This window comes from Nocardia sp. NPDC051570 (assembly GCF_044454005.1).
Taxonomy (GTDB): Bacteria; Actinomycetota; Actinomycetes; order Mycobacteriales; family Mycobacteriaceae; genus Nocardia.
Genome location: NZ_JBITDI010000068.1, coordinates 1 through 1,455 on the forward strand (window position 1 = coordinate 1; position 1,455 = coordinate 1,455).

1 protein-coding gene is annotated in these 1,455 nt (G+C 65.0%); it reads left to right on the forward strand.

Annotated features, from left to right (window positions below; all coding sequences use genetic code 11):
* Positions 1-173 precede the first annotated feature (173 nt).
* Entirely contained in the window at positions 174-1,448 is a 1,275-nt protein-coding gene (locus tag ACIA76_RS43740; RefSeq protein WP_397161500.1) for an IS30 family transposase, read from the forward strand.
* Positions 1,449-1,455: the final 7 nt, after the last annotated feature.

Sequence of the window (1,455 nt, forward strand, 5' to 3'; positions counted from 1 at the left end):
GACGGATTCAACTGGTCGTTGCAACACCTCGATTCTGGAGGTGTGTGTTGGCGTATGGGAAGCGGCAGATCGAGGTTCGCGCGTATCGAGGGCAGATCCCGTCGCCGGGGCGTCCGACGGTGGCATGGCGTGAGGACCGGGTCAGATTCTGGGCAGCGATCGCGCGCGGGGTGATGACCGAAGATGCGGCCGCGGAAGCGGGTGTGTCCTCGCCGGTTGCGTTTCGCTGGTTCCGGCATGCTGGCGGCGTGAATCCCCGGTTGTCACTGAAGGTTTCGGGTCGTTACTTGTCGTCTGGTGAGCGTGAGGACATCGCGTTGTGGCGTGCTCAGGGCGTCTCGGTCCGGGAAATCGCGCGTCGACTCGGCCGGGACGCGTCGACGATCTCGCGTGAGCTGCGCCGTAACGCCTCGACACGCACGTACTGGCTGGACTACAAGGCCTCGACCGCGCAGTGGCATGCCGAACGCCGGGCACGACGGCCGAAGGTCGCCAAGCTCGTCACCAACGACCGGCTCCGCCAGTACGTCCAGGACAGGCTCTCCGGCGTGGTCCACGCCGCGGATGGCCGGGTCATGACCGGACCTGTGGGACCGCAGTGGAAGGGCCGCAACAAACCGCATAGGGCTGATCGTGCATGGGTGAACGCGTGGAGTCCCGAACAGATCGCCCACCGGCTGACGGTGGATTTCCCCGATGATGAATCCATGCGGATCTCACACGAAGCGATCTACCAGGCGCTCTACGTCGAGAGCCGCGGCGCGCTCAAACGCGAACTCGTCGCGTGCCTCAGGCGCGGTCGGGCACTGCGGGTTCCCCGCGCCCGGACGAAGCAGAAGGCGTGGGCGCATGTCACCCCGGAGACACTGATCAGCGAACGGCCTCCGGAAGTGGCTGATCGTGCCGTTCCCGGACATTGGGAAGGCGACCTGATCATCGGTTTGCAGCGCTCCGCGATCGGCACACTGGTGGAACGCTCCACCCGGTTCACGATGCTGATCCACCTGCCCCGCGAACACGGCTACGGACTCATCCCACGCACGAAGAACGGGCCGGCCCTGGCCGGCTACGGGGCGATCACGATGACGAACGCTCTCGCCACGACCATCACGACCTTGCCCGAGCAGTTGCGGCGCTCGCTGACCTGGGACTGCGGCAAAGAGCTCTCCGACCACGCCAGGTTCACCATCGAGACAGGCGTCGAGGTCTACTTCGCCGACCCGCACAGCCCCTGGCAACGCGGAACCAACGAAAACACCAATGGTCTACTGCGGCAATACTTCCCGAAGGGCACAGACCTATCCCGATGGGACGCCGACGAACTCGAAGCCATCGCCCACACACTCAACACCAGACCCCGCAAGACGCTGGGATGGCGCACTCCCGCCGAAGCCCTCGACGAACACCTACGATCGCTCCAACAACCCGGTGTTGCGACGACCGATTGAATCCGTC